Origin of the sequence: Streptomyces sp. NRRL F-5727, assembly GCF_000719555.1 — a bacterium.
GTDB lineage: Bacteria > Actinomycetota > Actinomycetes > Streptomycetales > Streptomycetaceae > Streptomyces.
On the sequence record NZ_JOGX01000012.1, the window covers coordinates 135,419 to 150,827 of the forward strand.

The 15,409-nt window shown below is 72.3% G+C and carries 16 protein-coding genes and 1 tRNA gene; 9 read left to right on the top strand and 8 right to left on the bottom strand.

What is annotated here, in order from left to right:
- Positions 1-355 precede the first annotated feature (355 nt).
- Positions 356-1,030 (top strand): Crp/Fnr family transcriptional regulator, encoded by a 675-nt coding sequence (locus IF73_RS0112210; RefSeq protein ID WP_030495802.1) that lies wholly within the window; start codon positions 356-358, stop codon positions 1,028-1,030.
- Positions 1,031-1,125: 95 nt separating this feature from the next.
- Here IF73_RS0112210 and IF73_RS0112215 read toward each other — a convergent pair whose 3' ends face one another.
- The 5 genes from IF73_RS0112215 to IF73_RS40975 all read right to left on the bottom strand — a co-directional run bounded on the left by IF73_RS0112215 (position 1,126) and on the right by IF73_RS40975 (position 4,533).
- Positions 1,126-2,010, bottom strand: coding sequence for a prohibitin family protein (locus tag IF73_RS0112215; protein WP_031006610.1), 885 nt, complete (start codon positions 2,008-2,010; stop codon positions 1,126-1,128).
- 79 nt (positions 2,011-2,089) lie between these two features.
- The gene (locus IF73_RS0112220; protein WP_031006613.1) at positions 2,090-2,920 is read right to left on the bottom strand and encodes an MBL fold metallo-hydrolase; all 831 of its coding nucleotides are present in this window, start codon (positions 2,918-2,920) and stop codon (positions 2,090-2,092) included.
- Positions 2,917-3,780, bottom strand: a complete 864-nt coding sequence (locus tag IF73_RS0112225; protein WP_031006615.1) for an NUDIX hydrolase — start codon at positions 3,778-3,780, stop codon at positions 2,917-2,919. The genes IF73_RS0112220 and IF73_RS0112225 overlap by 4 nt, the downstream gene beginning before the upstream one ends.
- Positions 3,781-3,910: 130 nt before the next feature.
- Entirely contained in the window at positions 3,911-4,381 is a 471-nt protein-coding gene (locus IF73_RS0112230; protein ID WP_031006617.1) for a RidA family protein, read from the bottom strand.
- Positions 4,378-4,533: a DUF4177 domain-containing protein gene (locus IF73_RS40975; protein WP_158821993.1), complete on the bottom strand. Its 156-nt coding sequence runs from the start codon at positions 4,531-4,533 to the stop codon at positions 4,378-4,380. The genes IF73_RS0112230 and IF73_RS40975 overlap by 4 nt, the downstream gene beginning before the upstream one ends.
- A gap of 123 nt (positions 4,534-4,656) precedes the next feature.
- Here IF73_RS40975 and IF73_RS0112240 point away from each other — a divergent pair, with 123 nt between their 5' ends.
- Complete coding sequence (locus tag IF73_RS0112240) at positions 4,657-5,622, top strand: ArsA family ATPase (protein ID WP_031006619.1); 966 nt, start codon at positions 4,657-4,659, stop codon at positions 5,620-5,622.
- An 80-nt stretch (positions 5,623-5,702) separates the two neighbouring features.
- On the top strand, positions 5,703-7,049 hold the full coding sequence (locus IF73_RS0112245; protein ID WP_031006620.1) for an ArsA family ATPase: 1,347 nt from the start codon (positions 5,703-5,705) through the stop codon (positions 7,047-7,049).
- Between the two features lie 24 nt (positions 7,050-7,073).
- Here the strand turns inward: IF73_RS0112245 and IF73_RS0112250 are convergent, their stop codons facing one another.
- Positions 7,074-7,418 carry a WhiB family transcriptional regulator gene (locus IF73_RS0112250; RefSeq protein WP_030495795.1) on the bottom strand — a complete coding sequence of 115 codons (345 nt, stop codon included), beginning with the start codon at positions 7,416-7,418 and terminating at the stop codon, positions 7,074-7,076.
- 386 nt (positions 7,419-7,804) lie between these two features.
- On the opposite strand from IF73_RS0112250, the gene IF73_RS0112255 reads away from it, so the two are divergent.
- Positions 7,805-10,045 (top strand): transglycosylase domain-containing protein, encoded by a 2,241-nt coding sequence (locus IF73_RS0112255; protein WP_031006622.1) that lies wholly within the window; start codon positions 7,805-7,807, stop codon positions 10,043-10,045.
- A gap of 83 nt (positions 10,046-10,128) precedes the next feature.
- On the opposite strand, the gene IF73_RS0112260 is transcribed toward IF73_RS0112255, so the two are convergent.
- Positions 10,129-10,593 (bottom strand): GatB/YqeY domain-containing protein, encoded by a 465-nt coding sequence (locus IF73_RS0112260; protein ID WP_031006624.1) that lies wholly within the window; start codon positions 10,591-10,593, stop codon positions 10,129-10,131.
- Positions 10,594-10,667: 74 nt separating this feature from the next.
- Between IF73_RS0112260 and IF73_RS0112265 the strand changes: the two genes are divergently transcribed.
- The 4 genes from IF73_RS0112265 to IF73_RS0112280 all read left to right on the top strand — a co-directional run bounded on the left by IF73_RS0112265 (position 10,668) and on the right by IF73_RS0112280 (position 13,236).
- Positions 10,668-11,606, top strand: coding sequence for a metallophosphoesterase (locus tag IF73_RS0112265; protein WP_031006626.1), 939 nt, complete (start codon positions 10,668-10,670; stop codon positions 11,604-11,606).
- Between the two features lie 40 nt (positions 11,607-11,646).
- Complete coding sequence (locus IF73_RS40980) at positions 11,647-12,330, top strand: Pr6Pr family membrane protein (RefSeq protein WP_051716698.1); 684 nt, start codon at positions 11,647-11,649, stop codon at positions 12,328-12,330.
- 38 nt (positions 12,331-12,368) lie between these two features.
- Positions 12,369-12,442, top strand: a tRNA-Pro gene (locus tag IF73_RS0112275).
- A 77-nt stretch (positions 12,443-12,519) separates the two neighbouring features.
- A complete protein-coding gene (locus IF73_RS0112280) occupies positions 12,520-13,236 on the top strand; it encodes an alpha/beta fold hydrolase (protein WP_037878976.1) in 717 nt (238 codons plus the stop codon).
- On the opposite strand, the gene IF73_RS0112285 is transcribed toward IF73_RS0112280, so the two are convergent.
- On the bottom strand, positions 13,229-14,107 hold the full coding sequence (locus IF73_RS0112285; protein WP_031006632.1) for a glycosyltransferase family 2 protein: 879 nt from the start codon (positions 14,105-14,107) through the stop codon (positions 13,229-13,231). The two genes, IF73_RS0112280 and IF73_RS0112285, sit on opposite strands and share 8 nt — an antisense overlap.
- A gap of 432 nt (positions 14,108-14,539) precedes the next feature.
- Here IF73_RS0112285 and IF73_RS0112290 point away from each other — a divergent pair.
- The coding region (locus tag IF73_RS0112290) for a serine/threonine-protein kinase (RefSeq protein ID WP_037879004.1) at positions 14,540-15,409 on the top strand (870 nt) is incomplete at its 3' end.

Below are 15,409 nucleotides of genomic sequence, written 5' to 3' on the forward strand. Positions count from 1 at the left end.
TCCGGGTCACCGTCGGGGTCTCCCTCTTGGCCGCCCCCCATCGGGGGGAATCATCCCGATCCGCACCTTTCGACCGCTTCGACACGCCGCGTTCGCCCACAGCGGAATTCCCTTCGGCCGACACTCTTCCAGCCCCCTTGGCCTGCGTTCTCACCGGCGAGTTGGACACCCGGCCAGCCTAGGGGCCACGGCCGACATCCGCCCCGCTCGCCGCCGATCGGCCCCCGATCGGGCCCCTGACGTTCGGCAATGGCGTCCGGTGCGTCAAACTTGTTGTGATTGATCGCACTGTTTGGCACGTCCGGCATCATGGGAGCTCAGGTCCCGTGAGCAGGTCGACAGTAGGAGTGAACTCGTGGACGACGTTCTGCGGCGCGCCCCGCTCTTCGCGGCGCTCGATGACGAGCAGGCCGCCGAGCTGCGCGCCTCGATGAGTGAGGTGACGCTCGCCCGTGGCGACGCGCTCTTCCACGAGGGCGACCCCGGCGACCGCCTGTACGTGGTCACCGAGGGCAAGGTGAAGCTGCACCGCACCTCCCCCGACGGGCGGGAGAACATGCTGGCGGTCCTCGGCCCCGGCGAGCTCATCGGCGAGCTGTCCCTCTTCGACCCGGGCCCGCGCACCGCGACCGCGACGGCGCTGACCGAGGTCAAGCTGCTCGGCCTCGGCCACGGCGACCTCCAGCCCTGGCTGAACGCCCGTCCCGAGGTGGCCGGCGCGCTGCTGCGGGCCGTCGCCCGCCGACTGCGCAAGACCAACGACCAGATGTCCGACCTGGTCTTCTCCGACGTGCCGGGCCGCGTCGCCCGCGCGCTCCTCGACCTGTCGCGCCGCTTCGGCGTGCAGTCGGAGGAGGGCATCCACGTCGTCCACGACCTCACCCAGGAGGAGCTGGCCCAGCTGGTCGGCGCCTCCCGCGAGACCGTGAACAAGGCGCTCGCCGACTTCGCCCAGCGCGGCTGGCTGCGTCTGGAGGCCCGCGCCGTGATCCTGCTGGACGTGGAGCGCCTCGCGAAGCGCTCGCGGTAAGCGAGGCGAGCGCAGCCGTACACAGGCCGTACGCGCGCGTACGTACGTGAAGGGGGCCGCCCGGTTCGACCGGGCGGCCCCCTTCGGCGTGCGCGTCAGCGCTTGCTGCCGTCCACGATCACCGGGGCGGAGCTGCCGGTGCCGCAGGGCACCGCGTAGACCGGGTTCTTCGCCGCCGCCTCCTTGAAGGCGTCGATGCACTGGTTCGCCAGGACCTTGTCGGTCAGCGAGTCGTTGAGGATCTTGTTGGCGCGGGCGATGCCCTCCGCCTCGATCCGGCGCCGGTCCGACTCGGCCTTGGCGGTACGGGCCGCCTCCAGGGCCCGCTCGGTGGCCTGCTGCTGCTGGATCTTGCGGTCGATCTGGCCCTGGAGGGCGTCCGAGGGCCGCACGTTGCGCAGGTTGACGGTGGTGACGACGATGCCGCGCGGCTCCAGGCGCTCCGTGATGAGCTTCGCGATCTCGGCGTTGATCTTCTCGCGGTCGGAGGCGTACCCCTGCTCGCTGGTGTAGCGGGCGAAGACGTTACGGACGATCTCACGGCTGTCCGGGTAGACCAGCCGCTGCTGGATGGCGTCCTCGCTGCCCGCGAGCTTGTAGAGCTCGACGGCCTTCGACGGGACGACGGCCCACTTCACCGTGACCTCGGCGTACATGACGCCGCCCTGCGAGGAGCGGACCTCGACCACGTCCTTGTCGGAGAGGTTGAGGTCGACCGGGCGGGTGGAGAAGGTGGTGACGTCGGTGAACGGCGACTTCACGTGCATGCCGGAGGTCATGGGCGACCCGACCTTGCCGAAGGCGACCGGCACGCCGACCTCGTACGCGCTGATCACGTACGTCATGCTCACGATCACCGAGAAGACGCCGGCGACCAGCGCGCCGGCGGCGCCCAGCTTCCAGCCGGTCGAGTCCTGCGACCGGCCGACGAACCAGAGCACCACCGCGGCGATCACCAGCAGGATGGCTATGACGAACATGGGCATTCCCCCGAGAGCTGCGGCCTGATGTAAGCGGAGCGTAAGACACGTGGGGAGGCCGTCGGGTTCCCGGGGGTGCTCAGATCAGGCCACGCTCCCGCAGGTACTCCAGCTGCGCCCGTACGGAGAGCTCCGCCGCCGGCCACAGCGAGCGGTGCACGTCCGCGTAGACGTGGGCCACGACCTCGGGCGCCGTCCGGTGGCCCGCCTCGACCGCCGACTCCACCTGCGCCAGCCGGGCCGCCCGGTGGGCGAGGTAGTAGTCCACGGCCCCCTGGGCGTCCTCCAGGACCGGCCCGTGGCCCGGCAGGACGGTGTGGACGCCGTCGTCGACGGTCAGCGAGCGGAGCCGCCGCAGCGAGTCCAGGTAGTCGCCCAGCCGCCCGTCCGGGTGCGCCACCATCGTCGTGCCGCGCCCCAGGATGGTGTCGCCGGTGAGCACCGCGCGGTCGGCGGGGAGGTGGAAGGAGAGCGAGTCGGAGGTGTGGCCGGGCGTCGGCACCACCCGCAGCTCCAGGCCGCCGACGGTGACCACGTCGCCCTCGCCCAGGCCCTCGTCGCCGAGGCGGAGCGCCGGGTCGAGCGCGCGGACGGCCGTGCCGGTCAGCTCGGCGAAGCGGCCCGCGCCCTCGGCGTGGTCCGGGTGACCGTGCGTCAGCAGGGTCAGCGCGATCCGCTTGCCCATTTTCTCGGCGGTGTCGATCACGTGCCGGAGGTGGCCCTCGTCGAGCGGGCCCGGGTCGACGGCGACGGCCAGGTCGGAGCCGGGCTCGGAGAGCAGCCAGGTGTTGGTGCCGTCCAGGGTCATCGCGGACGGGTTGGGCGCGAGCACGTTCACGGCCCGCTCGGTCGCCGGACCGGAGGTGACGAGCCCGCGCGGCTGTCCGGGCAGGGCGGCGGCGTCGGTCACGGGGTGCCTCCCTCGACCCGCTTGGTGAACTCGTCGTGGCCCGGCCAGGTCAGCACCACCTGGTCGCCCTCCACGCGCGCGTGGGCCAGCACCGGCGTCATGGACTGCTTCCCGGCCGCCGCCAGCGCCTCCGTGGCCGTGGAGCACGGCTGGAGGGACCGCAGGGTCGCGATCGTCGGCGGCATCATCGTCAGCTCGCCCCGGTCGTACCCGGCCGCGGCGTCGGCCGGGCGGATCCAGACCGTGCGGTCGGCCTCGCCGGAGACGTCCCGGGTCCGCTGCCCGGCCGGCAGGGCGGCCACGAAGAACCAGGTGTCGTACCGGCGCTGCTCGAACTCGGGGGTGATCCAGCGCGCCCACGCGCCGAGCAGGTCGGAGCGGAGCGCGAGCCCGCGCCGGTCGAGGAAGTCCGCGAAGGACAGCTCGCGGGCGACCAGCGCCGCCCGGTCGCGCTCCCAGTCCTCGCCGGTGGTGTCGCCGACGACGGTGTCCGGGGTCTCGCCGGCGAGCAGCACGCCCGCCTCCTCGAAGGTCTCCCGGACGGCGGCGCACACCACGGCCTGGGCCTGCGCGGGGTCGTCGAGCCCCAGCCGGTCCGCCCACTCCTCCAGCGGCGGCCCGGCCCAGCGCACCGGCTGCTCGTCCCGCGGATCGACCCCTCCGCCGGGGTAGGCGTACGCGCCGCCGGCGAAGGCCATGGAGGCGCGGCGGCGCAGCATGTGGACCTCGGGACCGGCGGCCGCGTCGCGCAGCAGGAGCACGGTGGCGGCGCGCCGGGGCGTCACCGGCACCAGCTCGCCGGCGGCGAGGGCGCGGATGCGGTCGGGCCATTCCGGCGGGTACCACTGACCATTCGACATGGGCGGATGCTATGCGCAACGAACGGAATGCACGAGAGCCGGCCGCCCCGGGGAGGGGCGGCCGGCTCGCGTGCGGAAGGCTTCCGCCGGGCCTCGGTCGGACCTCCGTCGGACCGAGGTCGGCTCTCGGTCAGACCTCGGTCAGCTCGACCTGGACCTCGACCTCGACGGGGGCGTCGAGCGGGAGGACGGTGACGCCGACGGCGCTGCGGGCGTGCACGCCCTTGTCGCCGAGGATCTCGCCGAGCAGCTCGCTGGCGCCGTTGACGACGCCCGGCTGGCCGGTGAAGTCGGCGGCGGAGGCGACGAAGCCGACGACCTTCACGACCCGCTTGATGCGGTCGAGGTCACCGGCGACCGACTTCACGGCCGCGAGCGCGTTCAGCGCGCAGGTGGCGGCGAGCGCCTTGGCCTCCTCGGCGGTCACCTCGGCGCCGACCTTGCCGGTCACCGGAAGCTTGCCCTCCACCATCGGGAGCTGGCCCGAGGTGTAGACGTACACGCCGGACTGCACGGCCGGCTGGTAGGCGGCGAGCGGCGGGACGACCTCGGGCAGCTTCAGGCCCAGCTCGGCGATCCGCGCCTCGACGGCCCCGCTCACGACTGCGGCCGCTTCATGTAGGCCACCAGCTGCTCCGGGTTGGGCCCGGGCACGACCTGGACGAGCTCCCAGCCGTCCTGGCCCCAGTTGTCGAGAATCTGCTTGGTCGCGTGCACCAGAAGCGGCACCGTGACGTACTCCCACTTGGTCATGGGCCCGACTGTAGCCGCTGTGGCGGGGTGCTCCGCCGAGGCTCCCCCCAGGGTCCGGGTTCGGGGGCTTCTCCGGGGCGGTCCCCTGATTGCGCGGGGCCGCCAGTGGTTAGGCTCGACAACGTGAGCAGGCTCCAGGTCGTCAGCGGCAAGGGCGGTACCGGTAAGACGACGGTCGCCGCCGCCCTCGCCCTCGCCCTCGCGACGGAGGGGAAGCGCACGCTCCTCGTCGAGGTCGAAGGCAGACAGGGCATCGCACAGCTCTTCGAGACGGAGGCGCTTCCCTACGAGGAGCGCAAGATCGCCGTGGCTCCGGGCGGCGGCGAGGTGTACGCGCTGGCGATCGACGCCGAGCGCGCGCTCCTCGACTACCTCCAGATGTTCTACAAACTGGGCGGCGCGGGCCGGGCGCTGAAGAAGCTCGGCGCCATCGACTTCGCGACGACGATAGCCCCGGGGGTGCGGGACGTCCTGCTCACCGGGAAGGCGTGCGAGGCGGTCCGCCGGCGGGACCGGGACGGCCGTCCGGTCTACGACCACGTGGTGATGGACGCGCCGCCGACCGGCCGCGTCACCCGCTTCCTCAACGTGAACGACGAGGTGGCCGGGCTGGCCAGGATCGGCCCGATACACAACCAGGCGCAGGCGGTGATGGGGGTCCTCAAGTCCCCCGAGACGGCGGTGCACCTGGTGACGCTCCTGGAGGAGATGCCGGTCCAGGAGACGGCGGACGGCGTCGCCGAACTGCGCGCGGCGGGGCTGCCGGTGGGCCGGGTGGTGGTGAACATGGTCCGCCCGCACGTGCTGGACGGGGCGGCGGTACGGGCCGCCTCCGGCGACCACCGCGAGGCGATCGCGCGGACGCTGGTGTCGGCCGGGGTCGCGGGCGGCGCCGGGCTCGTGGAGCCGCTGCTCGACCAGGCGGCCGAGCATGCCCGGCGGGTGGAGCTGGAGCGGGCCCAGCGGGCCGTCCTGGACGGCGTCGGCGCGCCCGCGTACGAGCTGCCGTACCTGGGCGGCGGGGCGGACATCGCGGGCCTCTACCGGCTGGCGAAGGAACTGCGGAGGCAAGGGGTGGGTGCGGCGTGACGGAGGAGACCCCCGTGGCGGAGAAGACCCCGGAGGCCGCCGCGGGCGGGCTCGACGCCGTACCCGTCCTCACGGGCGGACTGGACGCCGTGCCCGTCCTGGAGATCGACCCGATCCTGGACGACCGGGGGACGCGGATCATCGTCTGCTGCGGCTCCGGCGGGGTCGGCAAGACGACGACGGCGGCGGCGCTGGGCGTGCGGGCGGCGGAGCGGGGCCGGCGGGTGGTCGTCCTCACCATCGACCCGGCCCGCCGGCTGGCCCAGTCGATGGGCATCGACGCGCTGGACAACACGCCCCGCAAGGTGGACGGCGTCAAGGGGCCCGACGGCGGCGAACTGCACGCCATGATGCTGGACATGAAGCGGACCTTCGACGAGATCGTCGAGGCGCACGCGGAGCCCGCGCGGGCCCGGGCGATCCTGGAGAACCCCTTCTACCAGTCCCTGTCGGCCGGTTTCGCCGGCACGCAGGAGTACATGGCGATGGAGAAGCTGGGCCAGCTGCGGGCCCGGGACGAGTGGGACCTGATCGTCGTCGACACCCCGCCGTCCCGCTCGGCGCTGGACTTCCTGGACGCGCCGAAGCGCCTCGGGTCCTTCCTGGACGGGAAGTTCATCAAGCTGCTGATGGCGCCGGCGAAGGTGGGCGGCCGGGCCGGGATGAAGTTCCTCAACGTCGGCATGTCGATGATGACGGGGACGCTGGGCAAGCTGCTGGGAGGTCAGTTCCTGGGGGACGTGCAGACCTTCGTGGCGGCGATGGACACGATGTTCGGCGGCTTCCGGACGCGGGCGGACGCCACGTACCGGCTGCTCCAGGCGCCGGGCACGGCCTTCCTCGTGGTCGCGGCGCCCGAGCGGGACGCGCTGCGGGAGGCCGCGTACTTCGTGGAGCGACTGGCCGCCGAGGGCATGCCGCTGGCCGGTCTCGTCCTCAACCGGGTGCACGGCAGCGGTGCGGAGCGGCTCTCGGCCGAGCGGGCTCTGGCGGCCGCCGAAAATCTTGACGAGGGCCGCATTGTGGATCAGGCGGCCGGGAATGCTGGACAGCGTGGCGTCCCGGCCCCGTCGTCCGAGCCGTCGCACCCCGCCACCGCCGCCGACTCCCCCGCACGTCCCCCTGCCGCGCCCGAGGCTGCCCCCACAGCCGACGTGCCCGAGGACCACAGCGAAGGACACAGCAGCGAGGAAAACAGCAGCACGGACCACGATCCGGACATCGCGCGGCTCACCGCGGGTCTGCTCCGGCTGCACGCCGAGCGGATGCGGGTGCTCGCGCGCGAAAAGCGCACACGGGACCGCTTCACGGCCCTCCACCCGGAGGTGCCGGTGACCGAAGTGGCCGCCCTGCCCGGCGATGTGCACGACCTCGCCGGGCTGCGGGCCATCGGTGAGCGCCTCTCCTCCCCGCGCGACCGGTCCTGACGGGACCTCACGGGGCGAGCGGGACTAGCCGACCGCGGCGTACTCCTCGTACGTCGCGTCGTCCTCCATCGCCACGGGCAGCAGGCCCGCGCCGCGCTCGTACTCGGTGCGGGCGGTCTCCAGGAGCCGCCGCCACGAGGTGACCGTGGGCCGCCGGCGCAGCAGGGCACGGCGCTCGCGCTCCGTCATGCCGCCCCACACGCCGAACTCCACACGGTTGTCCAGGGCGTCGGCCAGGCACTCGGTGCGCACCGGGCAGCCAGTGCACACCGCCTTCGCCCGGTTCTGTGCCGCTCCCTGCACGAAAAGTTCATCCGGATCGGTAGTGCGGCAGGCCGCCTGCGCACTCCAGTCAGCTACCCAGCCCATACCGGCGCCGTCCTCTCCCGAATCGAGGCTCCCCCACGGCGGCAGCGGCATATTCACCGCTGCCAGTTGGGACGTTACGGAAGGCGGGGACAGCGCAACACCCCCTTCGGGCCCAATCTTGAATGGTCCGAACGGACTATGCGTGCGCGTCAGATCACCCAGGGGAGTGACCGCAAGACATGCGTGTGTTATGGGACACCCCGCGACACACGCCCCGGAATCGGACATGGCCTTCCCGCGGATTCGGGGACGCGGGAACTCATGCCGGAAATCAGGCGAATGTCACGCACGGGGGTTGATACGGGACCGCACTCCTGTGACAGTTGGGAGCAGCTTAGGCCAAGGCATATACGCGTGTCCGGCGATTGAGAACGTAGGCTGCCCCCATGGCAAAGAAGCGCTCGGGCGGTGGTCTGACCGGGACCCAGCAGGCCGCCAAGTTCCTCGGTGTCAGTGTGCTCTCCGGAGCCGTGCTGGCGGGCATCGCCCTGCCCGCGGCCGGCGCACTGGGTCTGGCGGCCAAGGGCACGGTCGAGGGGTTCGACGAGATCCCCTCGAACCTGAAGACCCCGCCCCTCAGCCAGCGCACCACCATCCTGGACGCCGAGGGCGGGCTCATCGCCACGGTCTACTCGCGGGACCGCAAGGTGGTGCCGCTGGAGAAGATCTCCCCGTACATGCAGAAGGCGATCGTCGCGATCGAGGACTCGCGCTTCTACGAGCACGGCGCCATCGACCTCAAGGGCGTGCTCCGCGCGATCAACAAGAACGCGCAGTCGGGCGGCGTCTCCGAGGGCGCGTCCACGCTCACCCAGCAGTACGTGAAGAACGTCTTCGTCGAGGAGGCCGGTGACGACCCGGAGAAGGTCGCGCAGGCCACCCAGCAGACGATCGGCCGCAAGGTCCGCGAGCTGAAGTACGCGATCCAGGTCGAGGAGGAGCTGGGCAAGAAGAAGATCCTGGAGAACTACCTCAACATCACGTTCTTCGGGCAGCAGGCGTACGGCATCGAGGCCGCCTCGCAGCGCTACTTCTCCAAGCCCGCGGCCAAGCTGGACCTGGGCGAGGCCGCGATGATGGCCGGCCTGGTGCAGTCGCCGAGCCGCTTCGACCCCATCAACGACCTCCAGGAAGCCACCAAGCGGCGGAACATCGTCCTCCAGCGGATGGCGGACGTCGGCGACATCAGCCAGGCCGAGTTCGAGAAGGCCAAGGCGGCGCCGATCAAGCTGAAGGTGAAGTCGCCGAAGAACGGCTGCATCACCGCCGTCGACGGCGCCGGCTTCTTCTGCGACTACGTCCGCAAGACGATCCTCAACGACCCGGTCTTCGGCAAGACCGCCGAGGAGCGGCAGAAGCTGTGGAACCTGGGCGGCCTGACCGTCCGCACCACGCTGGACCCGAAGGCGCAGGCGGCGGCGAACGAGGCCGCGATCGCCAAGATCAACAAGGACGACCCGGTCGCCGCGTCGGTCGTGCAGATCCAGCCCGGCACCGGCAAGATCGTGTCGATGGGCCAGTCCCGCCCGTACGGCCTGGACCAGAAGCAGCACCAGACGACGCTGAACCTCGCCGTCGGCAGCAAGATGGGCGGCACCACGTACGGCTTCCAGGTCGGCTCGACCTTCAAGCCGATCACCGCCGCCGCCGCCCTGGAGAAGGGGATGAGCCCGGCGCAGAGCTTCAACGACCCGACCGAGATCACCGTCTCGGAGAAGGACTACACCCGCTGCGACGGCAAGCCCTCCGGCTACGCCGACTGGAAGGTCGGCAACGAGCTCGAGTCGGAGAAGGGCATGTACGACATGACGAGTGCCCTCGGGAAGTCCATCAACACCTACTTCGCGCGCCTGGAGCAGATGGCCGGCCTCTGCGAGACGCTGACCATGGCGAAGAAGGTCGGCTACGAGCGGGAGCTGGGCAAGCCCATCAAGCAGAGCCCGTCCGCCACCCTCGGCAGCATCGAGAGCACCCCGCTCGACATGGCCTCGGTCTACGCCACCTTCGCCAACCGCGGCATCTACTGCGTCCCGGTCGCGATCGAGTCGATCAAGACCGCGAACGGCGAGAAGCTGAACGTGCCGCAGACCAAGTGCACGCGCGCGATGTCCGACCGCACCGCCGACATGATCAACCAGATGCTCAAGGGCGTGGTCGAGGACGGCACCGGTACCAGGGCCGGTCTGAGCGACCGCGACAACGCGGGCAAGACCGGTACCACCAACGACCGCAAGGACGCCTGGTTCGTCGGCTACACGCCGAACCTGTCCACCGCCGTCTGGGTCGGCGACGACATCGGCGAGAAGAAGTCGATGTACGACATCACCATCGGCGGCGAGTACTACGACAAGGTCTGCGGTGGCTGCCTCCCCGGCCCGATCTGGCGGATCGCCATGACCGGCGCCCTCGGCTCCGACGCGCCGTCCTTCGTCGACGTCAAGATCCCGCGGGCCGAGAAGCCGAAGGACCCGAAGAAGGACGAGAAGCGGGACGACGACAAGCCCGGCGACCGGGACGACGACAAGCCGTCCGACAAGCCGACGCTCACCATCCCGACCATCCCGCTCCCCGACCTGACCGGCGGCGACGCCACCCGCGGCGGCAACGGCGGCCGCGGCAGGGGCTGACGCGCGGCACGGACGAAGAAAGGGCGCCCCCACCGGACCGGATCCGGTGGGGGCGCCCTTCTCGTACGTCCGGGGGCCGGGGCTCAGCCCGCCAGGTGCTTCTTCACGGCGGCGGCGACCCGGCCGCCGTCGGCCTGCCCGGCCACCTTCGGGTTCACGATCTTCATCACGGCGCCCATGGCGCGCGGGCCCTCGGCGCCGGCCGCCCGCGCCTCCTCGACGGCCTCGGCGACGATGCCGTCCAGCTCCTCGTCGGAGAGCTGCTTCGGCAGGTACGCGTCGAGGATGACGCCCTCCGCCCGCTCGCGCTCGGCCGACTCCTGGCGACCGCCCTGCTCGAAGGCGTCCGCGGCCTCGCGCCGCTTCTTCGCCTCCTTGGCGATCACCTTCTGCACCTCGTCCTCGGAGAGCTCGCGCTTGGTCTTGCCCGCGACCTCCTCCTTGGTGATCGCGGCGATGGTCAGCCGCAGGGTCGAGGAGCGCAGTTCGTCGCGGTCCTTGATCGCGGCGTTGAGGTCGTCCTTCAGTCGTGCCTTGAGCGTGGTCATGACGTCAAGTGTGGCAGGTGCTCCCCGCGTACCGCCCGTGCATTTACGCCCCACGGGTCTGGAACGATGGGGGGATGCGCGCACGGTACGGGATCCCCCTGAAGATCACGGCAGGCGTCGCGGCCACGGCCGCGGCCGGACTCGTCTACGCGGCGGGCTTCGAGGCCCGCTCCTTCCGGCTCCGCCGGATCACCGTCCCCGTCCTGCCACCGGGCATGGACGACCTGCGGGTGCTCCAGGTCTCGGACGTGCACATGGTGTGCGGCCAGAACAAGAAGCGCGCCTGGCTGCAGAAGCTCGCCGGGCTCCGCCCCGACTTCGTCGTCAACACCGGCGACAACCTCTCCGACACCGAGGCCGTGCCGGAGCTCCTGGACGCGCTGGGACCGCTGATGGAGTTCCCCGGCGTGTACGTCTTCGGCTCCAACGACTACTACGGCCCCCGGCTGCGCAACCCCGCCCGCTACCTCCTGGAGAAGGCGCAGGGCCGGCACGGGCTCAACGGCAACAAGCCGGTCGTCGGCGCCGTGCACAACCCGTGGGAGGGCATGAAGGACGCCTTCGACGCGGCCGGGTGGGTGGACCTCACCAACACCCGCGGCCGGCTCAAGCTGCCCCAGGCCGAGCTGGCCTTCACCGGCCTCGACGACCCGCACATCAAGCGGGACCGGTACGAGCGGGTGGCCGGCGGCCCCGACGCCACGGCGGACTTCTCCCTGGGCATCGTGCACGCCCCGTACCTGCGGGCCCTCGACGCCTTCACCGCCGACGGCTACGAGCTGGTCCTCGCCGGGCACACCCACGGCGGGCAGCTGTGCGTCCCCTTCTACGGCGCCCTCGTCACCAACTGCGACATCGACACCGACCGGGCGAAGGGCCTCTCGACCCACACCGCCGGCGGCCACACCTCCTACCTGCACGTCTCGGCGGGCTGCGGCACCAACCGCTTCACCCCGGTCCGCTTCGCCTGCCCGCCCGAGGCGACGCTGCTCACCCTGACGGCACGCGCCTGACCTCCGTACGGGGGCGACCCCGCCCCCGTACCGTGAGGCCATGCCGAACCGTTTCACCGCCGTCGTCCGCGGCCTGATCGCCCTCGCCGCGGCGACCGGCGTGACGATCGACTGCGCCCACGGGAACCCGCTCGTCGTCTTCAGCTTCTTCACGATCTGGACCAACACCGCCGTCGCCGTCGTCCTCGGACTCGGCGCCCTCCGCGCCTGGACCGGCCGACCCCCGCTGCCCGCCCTGTGGACCGGCGGGACGCTGCTCTGCATCTCCGTCGTCGGGCTCGTCTTCCACCTGGTGCTCGACAACCCGTCGAGCGGCTTCGACCAGGCCGCCGCCATCGACGCGCTCACCGGCGCCCGAGCCGTCTCCAACCAGCTCCTGCACACGGTCACCCCGATCTGCGTCGCCCTGGACTGGCTGCTGCTCACCCGCCCCGGCGCCTACCGCCCCCGCCACGCGGCCCTCTGGCTCGCCGCCCCCGGCACGTACCTGGCCTTCGCCCTGGTCCGCGGCGCCCTGCTCCCCGCCGACCACCCCACCCGGTACACGTACCCCTTCCTCGACGTCGCCGCCCACGGCTACGCCGGCGTCCTGCTCAACGCCCTCGTCCTCGGCCTCGCCTTCTACGCCCTCGGCCTCCTCCTCGTCCTGGCCGACCGCTTCCGACCTGCGGTGGCGGGCCGCGAGAACCGGATTTCGTCTCTGGGCGCGGGTGGGCTAAAGTAATCGATGTCGCCGCGACGGAAACAACAGAGCAGCGACATCGGGGTGTAGCGCAGCTTGGCAGCGCGCTTCGTTCGGGACGAAGAGGTCGTGGGTTCAAATCCCGCCACCCCGACAGCCGAAACAGCAGGTGAGGCCGGTACTGATCTCAGTACCGGCCTCACCTGTCTCTGTTCCTGGGGGGGGAGCGGTGTGACGGGGTTGTTGCTGGTGCACGGGGCCGGCGGGAGTGCCGAGGGGCACTTCGGGGGGTTGCTGCGGCGGCTCGGCGGGCGGTTCCGGTGGGTGGCCGGGGAGTTGCCCGGGCGGCGCGGGGCCGGTGTCGACGAGGTCGTCGACGGGCTGACGGCCGCCGCCGACGACGCCGGGGTCGGCGAGTTCGTGGTCTGCGGGTACTCCTTGGGGGCGCCGCTGGCCGTACGGCTCGCCGCGCGGTGTCCCGAGCGGGTCAGGGGCGTGGTGCTGACCGCGCCGTTCGCCCGGGCCGACCACCGGATGCGGCTGGGGCTCGCGGTGTGGCGGGGGCTGTACGAGAGCGGGCGGCCGCGGCTGCTCGCCGAACACCTCGCGCTGACCGGGCTCGGCGAAAGCTTCCTGGACCGGACCGATCCGGACCGGCTGCGGGCCATGCTGATGCTGGCGCCCGCCCCGCCCGCCGCGACCCCCGGCCATCTGGAGCTCGCCGCGCGGATCGACGTACGGGAGGACCTGCCGCGGCTCGCGGTGCCGGCGCTCGTCGTCGTCACCGCCGAGGACCCGCTGGTCTCCCCCGCCCGTCAGCGGGCGCTCGCCGCCGTGGTCCCGGGCGCCAGGACCGCCGAACTCGCCACCGGGCACCTGCCGTTCTGGGAGGACCCGGAGGGGTGGGCGGACCTGGTCGAGGAGTTCCTGGCGGCCGGCCTCAGATGATCGGCGGGCGGCCCAGCCTCGTCATGCGCAGCACGGTGGACCAGCGCATCGGGCGGCGCGGGCCGGCCGGCGCCTTCAGGCCCTCCGCGAACCCCGCGAACCAGGCGCGCAGGCCCCGCACCGAGCGGGTGCGGGCCACGGTCAGCAGGACCCAGACCGCCAGGTACAGCGGGACCAGCGGGGCCGGCAGGTTCCGCTTCGCCAGCCAGACGCGGTTGCGGGCGGTCATCCGGTAGTAGACGTCGTGCCGAGCCGGGCTGGTCTTCGGGTGCTGGAGCAGCAGCTCGGGCGCGTACGTGATCCGCCAGCCCGCGTCGAGGGCCCGCCACGCCAGGTCGGTCTCCTCGTGCGCGAAGAAGAACTCCTCCGGCCAGCCGCCGATCCGGTCGAGCATCGGCATCGACAGGCCGTGGCCGCCGCCGAGGAAGGTCGTGACCTCGCCGCCGCGCATCGGGTCCTTCGCGCCGAGCCGCGGGATGTGCCGGCGCTGCGTCTCGCCCGTCTCGTCGGCGATCCGGAAGGAGACGACGCCGAGCTTCGGCTCGGTCTCGTACAGGTCCACCAGGCGGCGGAAGACGTCCGTGTCGACCAGCAGGCCGTCGTCGTCCAGGTCGACCAGGACGTCCACGTCGCCGAAGGAGCGGAGGGTGTCGATGGCCACGTTCCGGCCGCCGGTGACCCCGCGGTTCTCGGGCAGCTCCACCCCGGTGACGCCCTCGGGGAGCGCGGGCAGCGAACCGGCGCCGTTGCCGACGACGACGACCCGGGCGGCGGGCTCGTCCTGCCGCGCGACCGAGTCGAGCAGCGCGCCCAGCTCGGCGGGGCGGGTGCCCATCGTCAGTACCGCCACGCCCACTCTCGGTCGCGCCACGGTCCACTCCGTTCCAGCTCGGGGTCGGGTCTCGCGTGCGGGCCGGCTCCCGCCGGCCCCACGGCACCCATTGTTCACCCTCCGGGAACCCTGACGGAACCCGGAAGGTACCCGAGCGGTACCGGGGGTGGGGAGCCCCGCCCGCGCCCAGGACGAGCCGGGGGGTGGCCGTCGGTGGCCGGGGGGTGGCCGGGTGGTGGCCGGCAGTGGCCAGGCGGTTACCGGATCGGTGGCGGATCGGTGGCCGGATCGGTGGCCGGTGGAATCGGTCGGTCCGGGGCGGAACCCCCGGGGGGCTCCCCTGCGTCCGTGCGTACGTCGGCGGTTCCGCCGTGGTTCTGCTTCGGGGGGAGCGCGGCGAGGACGCGTGGTCGGCGGCTCTACCCTGGTCCTCTGCCGTCAAGTGATCGATTGTCGAAAGGGCGTCTCCTGGTGCTGGTCGCGGACCGATATCGGCTTCACGGGTGTATCGGCCGTGGCGGCATGGGCGAGGTGTGGCAGGCCACCGACGAGGTCCTCGGCCGGCCGGTCGCCGTGAAGCTGATGCTGGCGCAGTCCACCGACCCCTCCGGCGCCGACCGCTTCCGCCTGGAGGCGCAGACCGCCGCCCGGCTCAGCCACCCGCACGTCGTCGGCGTCTTCGACTTCGGCACCTGGGACGGCAAGCTCTTCCTGGTGATGGAGCTGGTCGAGGGCGACAGCCTCGGCTCCACCCCCGCCCACCCCCTGGTGCTGCCCGCCGAGCGGGTCGCCGTGGTCGCCGCGCACGCCGCCGCCGGCCTCGCCGCCGCCCACCGGCAGGGCGTGGTCCACCGCGACATCAAGCCCGGCAACCTGCTCATGGACGCCGAGGGCACGGTCAAGCTGGCCGACTTCGGCATCGCCCGCTTCGTCGACGACCCCTCGGCCGGACTGACCACCACCGGGCAGATCGTCGGCACCGGCCTCTACCTGGCCCCCGAGCGGGCCCTCGGCAAGCCCGCCTCGCCCGCCTCGGACGTGTACTCGCTCGGCTGCGTCCTCTACCAGCTGCTCACCGGGCACCCGCCGTTCCGCGCGGACACCGCGACCGCCCTGCTCTACCAGCACATCGACAGCGCGCCGACCCCGCCGAGCCGCCTCGGCGTCGTCCTCACCCCCGCCTTCGAGGCGTATCTGCTGAGCCTGCTGGCCAAGCAGCCCGAGCAGCGCCCGCCGGCCCAGGCCATCGCCGACTGGTTCGGCTCCGGCGCCTGGCGGGAGTACGCGCCCCGCCCGGCCGCCGCGGCCATGCCCGGGGCCGCCCCCGCGGGCGCCCCCCCG